The organism is Peptoanaerobacter stomatis (assembly GCF_000238115.1).
Lineage (GTDB): Bacteria > Bacillota > Clostridia > Peptostreptococcales > Filifactoraceae > Peptoanaerobacter > Peptoanaerobacter stomatis.
In genome coordinates, this window is record NZ_JH414555.1 from 36,134 (window position 1) to 49,541 (window position 13,408).

At 33.7% G+C, this 13,408-nt stretch carries 14 protein-coding genes and 2 pseudogenes; 1 reads left to right on the forward strand and 15 read right to left on the reverse strand.

Features of this window, described 5'->3' with window-relative positions; translation table 11 throughout:
* Positions 1-10: 10 nt before the first annotated feature.
* From HMPREF9629_RS12235 to HMPREF9629_RS07225, 6 genes and pseudogenes are all read right to left on the reverse strand, one after another.
* Positions 11-1,066: a restriction endonuclease subunit S gene (locus tag HMPREF9629_RS12235; RefSeq protein ID WP_009525720.1), complete on the reverse strand. Its 1,056-nt coding sequence runs from the start codon at positions 1,064-1,066 to the stop codon at positions 11-13.
* A gap of 68 nt (positions 1,067-1,134) precedes the next feature.
* A pseudogene (locus HMPREF9629_RS07210) lies at positions 1,135-2,666 on the reverse strand (N-6 DNA methylase).
* A gap of 3 nt (positions 2,667-2,669) precedes the next feature.
* The gene (locus HMPREF9629_RS07215) at positions 2,670-2,879 is read right to left on the reverse strand and encodes a helix-turn-helix domain-containing protein (protein ID WP_009525722.1); all 210 of its coding nucleotides are present in this window, start codon (positions 2,877-2,879) and stop codon (positions 2,670-2,672) included.
* A 410-nt stretch (positions 2,880-3,289) separates the two neighbouring features.
* Positions 3,290-3,436, reverse strand: a complete 147-nt coding sequence (locus tag HMPREF9629_RS11925; protein WP_009525723.1) for a hypothetical protein — start codon at positions 3,434-3,436, stop codon at positions 3,290-3,292.
* Positions 3,429-3,845: a tyrosine-type recombinase/integrase gene (locus HMPREF9629_RS07220; protein WP_207635495.1), complete on the reverse strand. Its 417-nt coding sequence runs from the start codon at positions 3,843-3,845 to the stop codon at positions 3,429-3,431. Before HMPREF9629_RS07220 ends, HMPREF9629_RS11925 begins: the two co-directional genes overlap by 8 nt.
* Positions 3,846-3,965: 120 nt before the next feature.
* A complete protein-coding gene (locus HMPREF9629_RS07225; RefSeq protein ID WP_009525725.1) occupies positions 3,966-4,409 on the reverse strand; it encodes an IS30 family transposase in 444 nt (147 codons plus the stop codon).
* A 612-nt stretch (positions 4,410-5,021) separates the two neighbouring features.
* Between HMPREF9629_RS07225 and HMPREF9629_RS12245 the strand changes: the two genes are divergently transcribed.
* Positions 5,022-5,228, forward strand: a complete 207-nt coding sequence (locus HMPREF9629_RS12245) for a hypothetical protein (protein WP_242822029.1) — start codon at positions 5,022-5,024, stop codon at positions 5,226-5,228.
* Here the strand turns inward: HMPREF9629_RS12245 and HMPREF9629_RS07235 are convergent.
* The 9 genes and pseudogenes from HMPREF9629_RS07235 to HMPREF9629_RS11970 form a co-directional block, all read right to left on the reverse strand.
* Entirely contained in the window at positions 5,215-5,628 is a 414-nt protein-coding gene (locus HMPREF9629_RS07235) for a sigma-70 RNA polymerase sigma factor region 4 domain-containing protein (RefSeq protein ID WP_009525726.1), read from the reverse strand. The two genes, HMPREF9629_RS12245 and HMPREF9629_RS07235, sit on opposite strands and share 14 nt — an antisense overlap.
* 266 nt (positions 5,629-5,894) lie before the next feature.
* Positions 5,895-6,479 (reverse strand): MptD family putative ECF transporter S component, encoded by a 585-nt coding sequence (locus HMPREF9629_RS07240; RefSeq protein WP_009525727.1) that lies wholly within the window; start codon positions 6,477-6,479, stop codon positions 5,895-5,897.
* A 10-nt stretch (positions 6,480-6,489) separates the two neighbouring features.
* The gene (locus HMPREF9629_RS07245; RefSeq protein ID WP_009525728.1) at positions 6,490-7,194 is read right to left on the reverse strand and encodes an energy-coupling factor transporter transmembrane component T; all 705 of its coding nucleotides are present in this window, start codon (positions 7,192-7,194) and stop codon (positions 6,490-6,492) included.
* Complete coding sequence (locus HMPREF9629_RS07250; protein ID WP_009525729.1) at positions 7,184-8,701, reverse strand: ABC transporter ATP-binding protein; 1,518 nt, start codon at positions 8,699-8,701, stop codon at positions 7,184-7,186. The genes HMPREF9629_RS07245 and HMPREF9629_RS07250 overlap by 11 nt, the downstream gene beginning before the upstream one ends.
* 2 nt (positions 8,702-8,703) lie before the next feature.
* A complete protein-coding gene (locus tag HMPREF9629_RS07255) occupies positions 8,704-10,413 on the reverse strand; it encodes an ABC transporter ATP-binding protein (RefSeq protein ID WP_009525730.1) in 1,710 nt (569 codons plus the stop codon).
* On the reverse strand, positions 10,406-12,145 hold the full coding sequence (locus HMPREF9629_RS07260) for an ABC transporter ATP-binding protein (protein ID WP_009525731.1): 1,740 nt from the start codon (positions 12,143-12,145) through the stop codon (positions 10,406-10,408). Before HMPREF9629_RS07260 ends, HMPREF9629_RS07255 begins: the two co-directional genes overlap by 8 nt.
* 103 nt (positions 12,146-12,248) lie before the next feature.
* A complete protein-coding gene (locus tag HMPREF9629_RS07265; RefSeq protein ID WP_009525732.1) occupies positions 12,249-12,821 on the reverse strand; it encodes a TetR/AcrR family transcriptional regulator in 573 nt (190 codons plus the stop codon).
* Between the two features lie 110 nt (positions 12,822-12,931).
* Positions 12,932-13,249: a hypothetical protein gene (locus HMPREF9629_RS11545; protein ID WP_009525733.1), complete on the reverse strand. Its 318-nt coding sequence runs from the start codon at positions 13,247-13,249 to the stop codon at positions 12,932-12,934.
* Positions 13,221-13,401: pseudogene (locus HMPREF9629_RS11970) on the reverse strand (sigma-70 family RNA polymerase sigma factor); the annotation flags it as partial. The gene HMPREF9629_RS11545 and the pseudogene HMPREF9629_RS11970, both read right to left, overlap by 29 nt.
* Between the last annotated feature and the right edge of the window lie 7 nt (positions 13,402-13,408).

The following is a 13,408-nucleotide window of genomic DNA, read 5'->3' on the forward strand; positions in this document are numbered from 1 at the left end:
ATTTAGTAGCTTAGAGGTCAATGTTTGAGACATCCAACTCGCCGGACATCAATTTAGGTAAAAGGGTGTCTCTTAGGTCAGATAAACAGGTGCTTTCTTCACGATTTGAAGCAATTATATTATTTATTGCAGTGAATTGATCTATTACATCGAAATCATCAAGATTTAATGGAGCATAAAATGAAAAGCCTTCAAGATTACCTTTTGTTATAAATTTTATAACTGAGCCACGAGCAGCCGCTGTGATTTTATTAAGATTATATTTTACTGCATAGAACAACCAAGCAGAAAATCTTGGGTTGTGTGGAATCAAAACATATGTGCGCTGGTATGCTTCAAATTTTCCATTGTAGAACTTGACATTGAAATCTCCGTTTCCAGCTACAAGAATGGCATTGCCTTCAAAAGAGTATTCGTCTGTCCAAGTAATATCTTGAGAACAGCTGAAAAACGGATATGTTCCAATGGATGAAGATACATTTGCATTTTTCTTGCCAGTAATTACAGGCAAGAAATCACTCAACTTGTATTCAACCCAATTATTGGGAACTGTTCTATTGTAAGGTTCATAATCAATGAACCAAGATTTGAAAAGTGCCATTGCTTGCTGTTCTAAATTATTGTTTATCGCATTATTCAACGCTATTTTGTCATCAAGAGACCTTAATATACTTCCAATTTTTCTTTGCTCTTCGATATGAGGCAACTCTATATCCAAATCAGCAACTACATCGGTTTGTACTCTTTGGCGACCCGATGACCCCACCATAGATTTAATTGCTGGATTACGAACCAATGGGCTACAAATCAAATAATACAGAAAGTCAGCATCACTAATACCTTCAATGGCACGAAAAACAATATATTCAGTTGAGCCAAAACCAACTTCATCATCATCCAAAACAGAAACCTTTGAAATTTTCCCATTCTCTAAACAAGGTGTTATTCTTGCCATTATCGTGTCATCATTTCTAAATTTGGCTCCACCTTTATACTCTTCCAAAATGAATTCCGAAATATCCCTACAAAACGGTTGCAATTTATCCATTGGTACTTTTTTAGCCATAATACCTTTACCAATACTTTCTTTAGGATTGATATGAGCAATTTCGGATAGTTTTTTTATTGCTCCAATTATATTTCATACCCAATCGCCCCCAGTTTCCTTCTGATTTCCTCTTCCAGTTCATGAGACTTTTTAAACATAACAGAAAGCTCTGAGGTCAGTCTTGTCATCTTTTCTTCAAAAGGCTCTCCGTCATCTTCTTGCTCTTCAATGCCTACATATCGACCGGGAGTTAAGATATAATCTTGTTTTGCTATATCTCCTATTGTAGCTATGGCAGAAAATCCCTTTTTCTCCTCTAATTCTCCATTTTGAAAATCTTCAAAGGTTTTCGCTAATAAGTCAATATCTCCAAGGCTTCCATCTTCTTGTATACCTTCCGTAAAGTCTCTATGTTTTCTATCAACCATATATCCCATTTTTCTGGCATCAATAAATAGAGTTTTTCCTTTTTGTTTTTATTTTTAGTAATGAACCATAAGGTCACAGGGATGGTTACACTATAAAATAATTGCGTTGGCAAAGCAACAATCCCTTCAACGAGATCATCTTCTATAATCTTTTTTCTTATTTCCCCTTCTCCGGAAGATTGGGATGATAATGCCCCATTAGCGAGTACTAAGCCTATTTTCCCATTAGGTGCTAAGTGGTGAATCATGTGTTGTATCCACGCATAGTTTGCATTTCCCGATGGCGGAGTTCCATATTTCCACCTAACATCATCTTTTAATTTATCTGCACCCCAGTTAGAAAGATTAAATGGTGGATTTGCCATAATGAAATCCGATTTTAAGGTTTTATGGATGTCATTAAAAAATGTATCGGCATGATAAGAACCGAAATTGGCATCAATTCCTCTTATTGCCATATTCATTTTCGCCATCTTCCACGTGTCTGCATTAGATTCCTGTCCATAAACAGAAATATTTCCTCGATTGTCGCTATGAGCCTGTACAAATTTTTCACTTTGTACAAACATACCTCCACTACCCATACACGGATCATACACACGACAATTATTAAATGGTTTGAGTATGGCAACAATCGTCTTCACAATACTTGAAGGTGTATAAAATTCACCACCCTTTGTTCCTTCATAGGCAGCAAACTGAGCAATACAATATTCATATGTCCTACCAAGTAAATCTTTACTGGCATCTGTCCCATCCATTTTTACTTCGTTAGTAAATAAGTCAACGACTTCTCCCAATACTCTCTTATCCAAATCAGGGCTGGCATAATTCTTGGGTAAAACATTTTTTAAACTTACATTTTCCTTTTCAATCGCTCTCATGGCGTCATCAATTACTGTGCCAATTTCAGGTGTGTGTGCAGCGGAAGAAATCTTACTCCAACGTGCTTCTTCCGGCACAAAGAAAATATTTTCTTCTGCATATGCATCTCTATCATTTTCAAAACCATCGCCTTCTTTTAAAAGTTCTTCATAGCGTTTTTCAAAGGCACTGGATATGTAACGAAGAAAAATAAGACCTATGATAACCTTTCTGTATTCTGCCGCAGGAATATGCCCCCAAAGAACGCAAGCTGCATCCCAAATTTGCTTTTCAAAACCTATATTTGTATTGTTTTTGACAGCCATTATTTATTCATCATCCTCCTCAAATTCCATAATATCATCCAAGCTACAATCCAATGCTTTACAGATCTTCCCAAGAACTTCCACAGTAACATTCTCATTTTTATTAAGCTTATTTATCGTGTATGTACTGACATCCGCAAGTTCTGCCAATTCTTTCTTCTTCATATTCCTGTCCAGCAGAATATGCCACAGTTTTTTATAATTAGCTTTCATAATGAACCTACCTTCCACGAATATATAAAAACCTTTTACAATTATAACATAAAGTCAAGTTAAAATATAGTTATAACTCTATTTATCCCCAAAAGATTGAGACAAAATCCTCAAAAAAAGAGTGCACACGACAAATTTTCATTCACCATGTGCATCACCTCTATCGTTCCATATCTTTTGTTCGAGATTTTAGTTTTACTTCCGGAGTTTTGTCAGATTCTCTTTTTATCTGCTGAATAATGCTTTTTTTAGGTTTCTCGTTTCGTCCAAGATACTGATCTATGTTTGCTTTAAGCCTATCAAATTCGCTACGCTTCTACTGTAACTTATTGTGTTCTCCTGCAAGTTCTTTCTGTATGTCGTGTAAACTCTTAGAATGCTTATTTAGATTTTTAAAGATCGACTTTCCATCACCTCGTTTTAAGCCTTCCAATATCTCTTTCTTCAGATGTGAAAACTGTTTTATAAAAATCTCTACTTCTGAATAAGCTTCCTTCTTTTTCCGTTCTTTTAGCCATTTGTCGCATTGTCTCTCTTGATGACTTGCTTCTAAACATCTTCTATAACCTCATCCAACATTTCTCTCATTTCTTGCTGTTTATTAGGAAACATATGAGCATATCTGAAAGTAATTTCTGATGATTCGTGCCCGACCCTGTTACCAATATCCACAACACTGAATCCTTTTTCTATCAACAGTGATATTGCAGAATGCCTTAACGCATGAACCTTTATCTTTTTCACTCCTGTAGCTTTGCATCCTCTTTTCATCTCGTGATGTAAAAATGATTTGCTGAAAGTAAATACCCTATCTTCTTTTCCAACTCCATAAGTGCAAGCGATTAAGTTTTGAGCCTCTTCCATAACAGTCTTGGGCATTGAAACTACTCTTACCGTTTTTGGCGTCTTAGGCGTTGTGATAATATCTTTTTGGTCAATCCTCTGATAAGACTTGTTGATATTGATCGTATTATCATCAAAGTTGAAGTCTTTTTACTGTCAACACCAACATTTCTACTAATCTGAGTCCTCCTCAAAAGAGAATTCTAAATGCCAAGCTTGAATGCGGTTTGTCTTCAACAGCTACTACGAACCTACTAAATTCTTCAACTGTCCAAAACTCCACCTCCTCACTCTCTTCTTTATATCTATAGGTAAAATACCTGAATGGACAGCTCTATAAATAGTGTTATATGAAATACTAAAAGTTTGTTTTTCTAACTTTGCTCTACCTGATATTTGCTCAGGAGTCCACATTAAGTTAAGTCTATCAATAACATAGTTTTTAACTTGCTCGTTTAATTGTAAGATAGGTTTCTTACCGCAATTAGATTTTCTTTTAAGATACTTTTTTTGAGCATGATGAGCGGCATAAGAGCTGTTAGCATAGCAATTATGAGAGAATTCACGAGATATGGTAGAAGGTGAGCGACTAAGTATACGTGCTATAGCACGTATACTTATACCTTGCTCCAACATAACTCTTGACTTTTCTCTTTCTTCTATGCTAAGATGAGTGTAATGACTCATGAAATATCAACTCCTTGTATTATTTGTTGTGGTAAACTCTATTATACAAGTTTTTGTTTTCTGAGTCATTATTTTTTTATTAAGTGTTGCACTTATATTGTAAACCTAAAATATATAAAAATGGTGAATTAGAACTTCCTGTAGAAGTAACGCCGGATAAAGAAACCGTCTGGCTAAATCGAAACCAACTGGCAATTTTATTCGAACGAGATATAAAGACTATAGGTAAACTATCAATAATGCACTTAAAGAAGAATTGGACAGTTCAAAAGGAAGGTGCCAGAGAAGTAAAAAGATCTGTCGAATACTACAATCTCGACATGATTATCATCTCAGTCGGATATAGAGTAAAATAAGCACGAGGAGTTGAATTTAGGCGTTGGGCTAATAAAATTTTAAAAGATTATATTGTACAAGGGTATGCAGTAAATGAGAGAAGATTAGCTGCTCTCAACAGAGTAGTGGAAATACAGTCAAATATCATAGCGGGTGTACTTAATCTTGATGCCGAAAAGGTTCTTGAAGTCGTGAAGAGATATTTACTCGCATTAGAGATGCTTGAATGACTATGAGCACCAAACTATCACCAAACCGAATTTAAGTTCCAGTGAAGTGTATAAACTCACTTATGAAGAATGCAGAAATCTAATCTCTAAAATGTCCTATTCGGAAACATCTGATATATTTGGAAAAGAAAAAGGAAAAGGTCTATTAAAGGGAATCATCGACTCCATCTATCAAAGTGCTTTTGGAGAAGAGGCTTATCCGTCAATAGAAGAAAAAGCAGCAAACCTTCTTTGCTTTATCATCCTTTTGTAGATGGATGCAAAATAATTTCCGCTACAACATTCTTACTTTTTCCGATTGCTTGATAGCTTACTTTTTCTTTTCTACTGATTGACCTTAGACTTTCTTCTCTGTAGAAGATGGCTTCCATTAACTCTCTTTCTTCTCTTGTTAGCGTATTTAATGCTCTATGAAGCTCTTCAATTTGCATTTTTACTTCTACAATTTTTTCTAAGTCTATTTTTTCATCTATGATGTTATCTACAAAGTGTCCGTCGTGATCCAGTGCTGAAAATGACAGAACATTATGTTTCCAGTCTTTTCTTTGAAGATACTTTTCATGTTCTGTTATCTTCCAGTAGGCTTTGTAGACTTCTTCGCTTACAGGTACGGCTTTCCCTTTCACATAAAGGTAATATTCTTTCTTTGCCACTTAGTTATCCTCCTTTTCCTGTTCTCTGTTTTGCTTTTTGAGAATAAAAAAGGAGGACTTCTACACTTTGGCGTAAAAAGTCCTCTTAACTTGAAAACTACTGATTTGTTATATTGACTATTTGGATGTTTGTAATGGCGACATATTGCTATACAAAAGCAAGTCCAAGCATAAAAAAGGACAATTATATCGTTCTGTGAAAACCGAAACTATAAGTTTTGACATGATTATCCCTCCATTACTTTTCCTCCTAAGTAAATTTATTATTAAATCACTCCTGCTTTTTCAAAATGCTTTTTGAGCATCTTTGTTGCAGCGAATGCTCCTATGCAGGCAAGAACAAAAGTTATCAAGCCAAATCCTACTGCCCACGAAACTTTGAAATAAGATAATGCTTCATTTATTTGTGCTTCGCTCATTTTCCATTTTGATGCTCTTTCCACAAAAGAAGCTGTCCCGAATAAAATTACAGGAATTACTGTTCCTAAAAAATCTGCTAATGCAAATGTCCCATACCCAATAATCATTCGTCCCTTGCTCTCATAATTTCCTATAATCAAATCACATATAATTCCACCGATTACAGCAAAGACTGCATGAGGTAAATGTCCTCCTGACAACGCAATTAAACCAAGAAGCGTTCCTGATATTGTAAATACACCCTTCTTTTTAACTTTTACAGCCATAAGAATATAAACGGTAGCAGCTATCATAAAGCTAACTCCTGAAGCAATAAATCCTCCAATAACTGTTGTTGCCATAGCAAAGCTGGCTGCCATGTATATGACAATTCCAATTGCATTAAAAATTCCGATTGTAATAAAATCACGACCATTTAATTTGTTTTTCATAAAAGTCCTCCTAATAAATTTTCTGTATTACTATCACAAGAGCAATCATCAAAGCTCCTAATAGTCCAATCATTAAGTCTGCCCAGCTAAACCGCAATTCTGTTAATGTTACCCTTTTCTCATCACTATCAAGTCCTCTAATGAGTGCCGAAGCTGACAATTCGTCTGAAATTTTAATCATTCTCATTAAAAGTGGAACAAGCGTATATTCAATGTATTTAATTGGATGTAGCAACGAAAAAAATCTGCTTGTTACGATTCCTCGAATCTTCATATTCTCTTTTAATGCCTTGAGTTCTATTTTTATAGTTGGTACAAACCTAAGCAAAACACTAAAAGGTATGCCAATGCTTCTTGGTACTTTCATTCTATTTAACGCTTCCAGCATTTCACTTACACTTGTAGTCTTTGTTATATATCCACCAAACATAGCGATTAAGGTCATTCTTGATGCAAAGTAAATAAACATATATATTGCAAATACAATATTTGCTTCACAAAACTTTCCAAGCCCTAACTCTATGCAGTATAAAAGCACAAAAAACAAGATAAAGCGTAACGCTCTTTTCCACATCTCGCTATATAAATATAGAAAAAAGGCAAAAACAATTAGTACAAAAAATAGAATTGTATCGCTTATAAAAAAGCTCGTAAATCCAACAATTGGAAGTAGAGTAAGTTTTATTCTCGAATCTATAGTTTTTCTATCTGACAAGCTCTCTACCTCCTCTCATCTTGTCTAATATGAGAAATTTATTACTTTCACTCATATTTAAAACATTTTCTATTTTTCCATCTCCCATTACCCACAGCTTGCTCACTGTGTTTGCTAAAAACTCAAAATCATGACTTATTACCAAAACTGTTGTCCCATTTTTCAATTGTTCTTCAATCAGTTTTGCGACGGAAAGCATTGAGTCTTTATCACAACCTGATGTTGGTTCATCATAGATGAAAATCTTTGCCTGTTTCATCATTCCACAAGCTATTGTCAGTCTTTGTTTTTCTCCTCTTGATAAAGCAAACGGATGCTTATCAATGTATTTATCTAAGCCAAGTACATTCAAAATAGACTTTGCCTTTTGAGTATTTTCTTTTTTATCTTTACTTGAAATACCAAGTAGCATTTCATCAAGTACATTTTCCGAAAACAACTGATAGTCTGAATCTTGAAAGACAAAATATGACATATCCATTAAATCTTTATGATTAAGCGACTTATCTTTTCCCGCCCATATTGTTCCCTCTTTTATCTTCTCAAGTCCTGAAATCACTCTTGCAAAGGTAGTTTTTCCGGTACCATTTAAGCCGATAAGACCAATGGCTTTTCCGCACTCCATATTGAAATCAAAATGATTTAAGATGTACTGTTTTTGCTTATTTCCAACCTTAGTTGTACTTGGGTAACAAAATTTCAAGCCTTTTCCACTAATACTTTCATCATTTAATTGATATGAATCTTTCTTCTCACTTATCCTGTATTCTTCTAATTCAAGAGTTCTTAGTCCATTTTCATCCCAAAACTCCCCTTCAAGATGGATAACTTCTTCCCGACTCAAATCCTGTGCAATTTCTCCATCTTTCATCAAAAGAAAACGGTCAAATAAAGACTTTACATAGTACAAACGATGTTCAATTAGAACAACCGTTGTTCCTTTTTTCTTTAATTTCTCCAAAATTAAAAACAGGTCAAATGTTGCTTTCATATCCAAATTTGCTGAAGGTTCATCTAAAATTAAAACTTTCGGATTCATCGCATAGATGCTTGCAATAGCTATCTTTTGTTTCTGTCCGCTTGATAATTCAAAAACAGATTTTCCTTTCAGTTCCTCAATATCCAGCTCTGCATATACTTCTTCTACTCTCTGTTTGATTTCATCTCTTGATTTGCAGATAGTTTGAAGACCAAAAGCTATTTCTTCATCTGTCGTTGTCGTAAAAAACTGACTTCTTGGATCTTGAAATACAGTTCCTACAATATGCCCTATTTCATGAAGTAATAATTTGCTTATATCTTTTCCTGACACAAAGGCTTCCCCTTGCATTTTGCCTTTATAATAATGCGGAATAAGACCATTCATTACACTTCCAAGAGTGCTTTTACCACTTCCACTTTTCCCTGAAATTAAAATAAATTCACCTTTTTTAATTTCAAGATTGATATTTTTTAAAGCAGTTCGTCCATCTTCCCATTCATAAGAAACATCTTTTAACAAAATCATGATTATACCTCGTACTGAGCTTTCCATAATTTTGTGTAGTAACCATTTTTATCAAGAAGTTCCTCATGCTTTCCTTTTTCAAGTAAATTGCCTTTTTGAAATACGAGAATTTGGTCAGCTTTTTGAATGGTTTTTAAATGATGAGCAATCACAAGAACAGTTCTGTCCTTTGCAAGCTCTGTAATGGCATCTTGTATCAACGACTCATTGACAGGGTCAACATTACTTGTCATCTCATCAAGAATTAAAATCGGTGCATCTTTCAGAAACGCTCTTGCAATGGATATTCTCTGTCTTTGTCCGCCTGACAATATTCCGCCGTTTTCGCCAATATCCATTTCATAACCTTCAGGCAAACTCATAATAAAATCATGGATTCTTGCTTTCTTTGCAGCTTTGATGATTTCTTCTTTTGTTGCCCCTTTTTTTCCTACTCTGATATTTTCCTCAATCGTATTATCAAACAGTTGAACATTCTGCATAACAATGCTGATACGATCCAAAAGTTCATCATAAGGAATATCTCTAATATCCACACCGCCAAGTGTAATTTTTCCTTTATGCACATCATAAAATCTTAAAAGCAAGTTGGTTATAGTAGTCTTTCCACTACCTGATTCTCCAACTAAGGCTGTCATTGTTTTTTCAGCAATAGAAAAGCTCAATTTTTCCATTTTAAATTCATCTTTTTCATAGGAAAAACCAATGTTCTCAAAAGCTATATCATTATCTTTCGGAACAATCCCATCCACTTTATCCGATATTACATCTGCATATAAAATTCTTGAAAGTCTTTCATAACTGTCCACCGCCGAAACATAGTACATATAGTGTTGTTCCATAGAAGCGAACGGCTTATAAAACTCTTTTGAAATTACCGCAAAGATAATAAAATTAAATACATCAAGATTTCCCTTTACAACAAATATTGTTCCTGCAATTAAAAGAACCAAATATCCAATATCCAGTAAAAACCCAAATATAGATAATTGTTTTGCCTTAAATCTTGAAGCTGCTTTACTTGTTTCTCCAAACTTCTTTGTTTTATTCATAAGCTCATTATCCAAGCTCTTATTGTTTGAAAAACTCTTTAATACAGGTATTCCTCTCACATATTCAACAAATAGGCTAACCATATCAAGAAGTGCTGAGTTGTTCTGATTTTCTATTTTTTCAGATTGCTTAATTGTCATATATAGAAAGGCAAGTGCAATCGGAACGGATACTGCCATTATCAGTGCCAACTTTATATCAATATTTGCAAGACCAACAAATACGACTGCACCTATCAAAAAATCACCAAACATTCTTGACCACATATGTCCTACAACAAGGGACATATTATCAACATCTTTGTGTAAAATTGTATTTATTTCCCCAAGTCGTTCATTGGTATAAAATCCCAAACTGAATTTCTTTAATTTGATAATCATGCGTTCTCTTATTTGCTGAACAATATCAAAACCTGCACTATGCTTTTTCATATCCGCAACCATGTTACAAATACCTTTGAAGACTACAAGTAATCCAATCGCAATAAAATATTTATAAAGCATACCTAAACTCGTCCCATCAAATATCTGAAACAGTATAGAAAATACGATAACAATCATAGCTATGGAGCTTAGTCCATAAAGGGCAAAGAATACACTTGATATAATCAAATCTCTCTTCCCGGTTTTTGTAAGTAGTTTTAACATTTCTCTAAACATTTTCTGTTACCACCTCTTTCAAATTCCATCTATCTACCTTGTTCTGTGCTTCAACCATATCCTTATAAAAATCACATCTTTTCATCAGCTCTTCATGGCTTCCTGCATCAAGAACAACACCCTTATCCATAACTATAATTTGGTCTGAATCTCTAATCGTATTTAGATGATGAGCAATTGTAATGATGGTTTTATCCTTACTTAAATCATCAATCTCTTCACCGATTAGTCTTTCATTTTCACTATCAACAGCTGCCATTGCCTCATCTAATATTAAAATCGGTGCATTTTTAAGTATCATTCTTGCTATGGAGATTCTTTGTTTTTCTCCACCGGATAACTTAACTCCCATTTCACCTATTCGTGTTTCATATCCATTTGGTAAAGCAGAAATAAAATCATGGCATCTTGCTTTTTTAGCAGCTTCTATGACTTCTTCTTTTGTTGCATTTAGTTTTCCGATTGCTATATTTTCAAAAATACTTAAATCAAAAAGGATAACTTCTTGTTGCACACTACTAATCAACATTGAGATATTTTCTTGACTATATTCTTTTATGTCTTTTCCATTTATCAGTATTTGTCCTTCGTCTGCATCCCAAAATCCCATAAGCAAATTAGATACGGTACTTTTCCCACAACCGCTTGCCCCTACAAAGGCATTCAAGCTATTTTTCTTAAAAGTCAAATTGATATCTTTAAGCTCAAAACCATCTTTTCCGTATGCAAAATTCACATTTTTAAATTCTATGTTTCCAAATTCTAAACCTTGTTCTGTTTTTTTGTTTGGAAGTGGAACTGTTAAAACTTTTCCAATCGCCTTTAATGCCTCCCTAAACACAATAGAAAAATGTTGCAATGTAGCTGTCTTACTTATAGATGCAGTAAAAGCAGATGATAAAATTATTGCAAGAATAAAATTAGGTGTTGTAATATTTCTATAGTAAAGAAATATGCTTCCTAAAATCATGACAATTACCACTCCAATTTCCATAAATATGTCAATAAGTCCCATTGGAATTGTAATTGCTCCCATACTCTTTTTAACCCAGTAAATATATTCTCTTGCCGTTTTTAATGTTCTTTCACTAATCTCCTCTTCTTTAGCAAAAGCCTTAATCACAGAAATGTTTTTTACATATTCCATCAACTCTTCTCTCATCTTATTTTCATGATTAAAGTAAATCGAAAAGTTTTTATCCATTGTTTTCTGTGAAAGAACTTTTACCAAATACATGAGTGGAACTCCGGCAATCATTCCAAGAGCAAGACGCCAATCCACAAAAATCATAGCTACAAAAATAATGGTAGGTAGAAGTGTAACTGACATTATTTCAGGAAGACCATGGGCAAGGTATACTTCCACTTGCTCTACATCATGTTGAACGATATTGGTAAGCTCTCCAGTATTATGTTCTTTGAAAAATCCTAAACTTAGTTTTTTTAGATGACCGATAATATCTAACCTAAGTTCTGTCAATTTTTCGTATGCTTTCTCATGAGCAACCTTTGTCGCAAAATAGTAAAACACGCCTTTTAATGCAAACGATATAAAGATTCCTAAGAAAATATGCTTCAAATTATCTTCGCTAATATTGTTTGCAATTAAGGAACTAATCAAATATACAAGTAAGATTTGTGGTATCAAATCAAATACTATTTTTAAAGCAAGAAGTGAATTGGATAAGCCGTTTTTCCCAATCACTTTTTTTCTTAATTCTTTTTCCGGCATGAACAACTCTCCTTTCAAAATTGAATAATATTGAATTATAATTCAATATTAAGGTTTAAAGTAAGACTTTGCTGATTACACAAAGTCTATTTTTTAGTGCTAATTATAAGGATTCCACTCCCTTGTAATAACACCTTGCAATGAGTTTTAGCATATCTTTTGCCCACTTTTCACTTTGATAGTGCCTTGCTATTTCAAGAAGCCCCTCTGTAAAGTTACTGGCTAAAATATGGGCAAGCATTGGATCATATTCCTGTTTCGATTGTCTTTTTAAACTTACTTCAATATGAACCTGCATTTGCGATATGAGTTTTTGTTTTGCTTCTGTATGTTTCGTTCCTGAGCTTTTATCCATCAAAATAATTAACTTCTTACGCTCTTTTAAAAGTTCATGAATATAGTTTTCTCCAACTTCATCAAACCTTTCAGAAGCAGAACCTTTTTCCAAAGACTCTTCCTCATCAAAGGCTGACTCGAAATTTATATAAACAGAACTTACTACTGCATCAAACAAAACTTCCTTATTTTTGAAATAGGTATAAATTAGTGCCACAGGAATGTCTGCTTCTTTTGCAATTTCTGTTAATTTGGCACCTCTATAATCCTTTTTATAAAATACTTTTTCTGCTGCTTCGAGTATTCTATTTCTAACTTCTTCTTTTAATACTTGTGCCATAGCACACCTCTTTCTATACTAATACTGAATCTATATTTAATAATAAATTAAAATTCAATATTTGTCAAGATGCTTTGTTCCCATATAAACATAATCTACCGAATATAAATTCATCTTTCTACTTCTTTCAGCTTTTCTTTTTTCTCTTTAGAAATTCCCTTATCTTGTTCCTTATGTTTCCTAATTTTTTCTATAATTGATTGTTTATCCACTGTTTTATCCCTACCAAGATACTCATTCATATTAACTTTCAGATGTTCCAACTCCTCATATTGTGCTGATAATAAATTATATTTCTTTGCAATCTCCTCTTGTTTAGCCTGTAATTCTTTTGAATGCTCATTTAATTTTCTGAAAAGATTTTTACCTGATTTTGTCTTTAACTCTCCCAACACTACATATGATGTTATCAGTATAATGTCCATCATAATCTAATGACGAAAAAAAAAAGCAAGTGGTTTTTTCTGTCCACCTGCTCTAAATACTTCTCGTGTTCTTTTTCTCGCCAGTAGACTTTATATATCTCTTCACTGACTTCTACCTTTTGTCCTCGGACATAAAGGTAATATTCTTTTGGCATTTTATTT

What these genes read in the sequence shown, in the direction of transcription:
- HMPREF9629_RS11545 (WP_009525733.1), bottom strand. Translation starts at nt 13,249, where the DNA reads ATGATGGACATTATACTGATAACATCATATGTAGTGTTGGGAGAGTTA.
- HMPREF9629_RS11925 (WP_009525723.1), bottom strand. Translation starts at nt 3,436, where the DNA reads ATGTTTAGAAGCAAGTCATCAAGAGAGACAATGCGACAAATGGCTAAA.
- HMPREF9629_RS07265 (WP_009525732.1), bottom strand. Translation starts at nt 12,821, where the DNA reads ATGGCACAAGTATTAAAAGAAGAAGTTAGAAATAGAATACTCGAAGCA.
- HMPREF9629_RS12235 (WP_009525720.1), bottom strand. Translation starts at nt 1,066, where the DNA reads ATGGCTAAAAAAGTACCAATGGATAAATTGCAACCGTTTTGTAGGGAT.
- HMPREF9629_RS07240 (WP_009525727.1), bottom strand. Translation starts at nt 6,479, where the DNA reads ATGAAAAACAAATTAAATGGTCGTGATTTTATTACAATCGGAATTTTT.
- HMPREF9629_RS07255 (WP_009525730.1), bottom strand. Translation starts at nt 10,413, where the DNA reads ATGTTTAGAGAAATGTTAAAACTACTTACAAAAACCGGGAAGAGAGAT.
- HMPREF9629_RS07260 (WP_009525731.1), bottom strand. Translation starts at nt 12,145, where the DNA reads ATGCCGGAAAAAGAATTAAGAAAAAAAGTGATTGGGAAAAACGGCTTA.
- HMPREF9629_RS07215 (WP_009525722.1), bottom strand. Translation starts at nt 2,879, where the DNA reads ATGAAAGCTAATTATAAAAAACTGTGGCATATTCTGCTGGACAGGAAT.
- HMPREF9629_RS07250 (WP_009525729.1), bottom strand. Translation starts at nt 8,701, where the DNA reads ATGATTTTGTTAAAAGATGTTTCTTATGAATGGGAAGATGGACGAACT.
- HMPREF9629_RS07225 (WP_009525725.1), bottom strand. Translation starts at nt 4,409, where the DNA reads ATGAGTCATTACACTCATCTTAGCATAGAAGAAAGAGAAAAGTCAAGA.